This is a genomic window from Moorena sp. SIO3H5 (assembly GCF_010692395.1).
GTDB lineage: Bacteria > Cyanobacteriota > Cyanobacteriia > Cyanobacteriales > Coleofasciculaceae > Moorena.
In genome coordinates this window covers 1-1,142 of the sequence record NZ_JAAHHS010000800.1, presented here as the reverse complement: position 1 = coordinate 1,142, position 1,142 = coordinate 1, and the positions used below count along the sequence as shown (strand labels likewise).

Annotated in this window: 1 protein-coding gene; it reads right to left on the bottom strand. The window is 46.1% G+C overall.

All coding sequences use genetic code 11. The features are described 5' to 3' along the window. Positions 1-172 precede the first annotated feature (172 nt). A protein-coding gene (locus F6K52_RS36610) for an IS5 family transposase (protein ID WP_293090183.1) occupies positions 173-933 on the bottom strand; the annotation gives its coding sequence in 2 pieces (ribosomal slippage) (positions 173-595 and positions 598-933; 759 coding nt in all). Positions 934-1,142 lie beyond the last annotated feature (209 nt).

The following is a 1,142-nucleotide window of genomic DNA, read 5'->3' as shown; positions in this document are numbered from 1 at the left end:
GGAGTCTTTCGATCAAGCGATGTTCTTTTACTTGAAAAATCTACCCATTACACCACCTCAATGCTACGAGCAAGTATCTAGGACTTGGGATGAATTCCAGCCAGGAGTTAGTGCCAGGCTTGATGAACAACTTCCAAGGGTCGATTTTAACCACATTACCTAGGGCGTGTCATCAATTAAGCCAAATAACAGTGGCAGCAAGATAAATTGCGCCGAGAAAGTTTATTGCTCGCTTATCGTAACGTGTGGCGATCGCTCGATATTGTTTTAGCTGGGCAAAAAAATTCTCGATTAGATGTCGTGCTTTGTACAAGTCTTTATCATATTCACGCTGGACAGCACGGTTGCGTTTGGGCGGAATCACCACCCCCTTGCCTTTTTGTTTAAGTCGTTCAATCACACGCTCGTCAGCATCGTATCCCTTGTCTGCAATCACTGTATCGGCTCCTAGATCTTCGAGTAAGACATCGGCTCCATCGAGGTCACATGCTTGCCCAGGAGTCAAATGAAAGTCAGTAGGATTACCCAAGGCATCTACCACGGCGTGAATTTTCGTACTCAGTCCACCTTTGCTGCGACCGATGGCTTCGCCAAAACCATCCCCCCTTTTGCCCCTGCACTGTGCTGGTGGGCACGCACAATGGTCGAGTCAATCATGGCATATTCATTGTCTGCATCCGAGGCTAACTGCTCAAATACCTTTTGCCACACACCACCCTTTGCCCACCGACTAAAACGGGTATGAACTACTCGGAAATCCCCAAATCTTTCCGGTAAGTCTCGCCACGGAATACCGGCTCGGTAGCGATACAGTACGGCTTCGACAAATAATCGGTTATCTTTGGCCGTCACTCCAACAGTTTGTTTTCGCCCTGGTAGTAAGTCTTTGATCCGTTCCCACTGATCATCCCGTAAGGCATAGCGATGTCTCATGATAACAGTCCTTTCCATTACTCAATTCTCCCTAGGCTATTGATTTTATACTGGATTGAGACCTATTTGATGACACGCCCTAGTGTAGGGTAATCTTTATGAGAGTAAGAGTCTGTGCCATAAGTAACTACGACACTTCTACAATTTCTTGGTCTTTATGGAGAAAATCCTGGTACAATGATTCTGCTACACTTTCATATGCTTTGAGA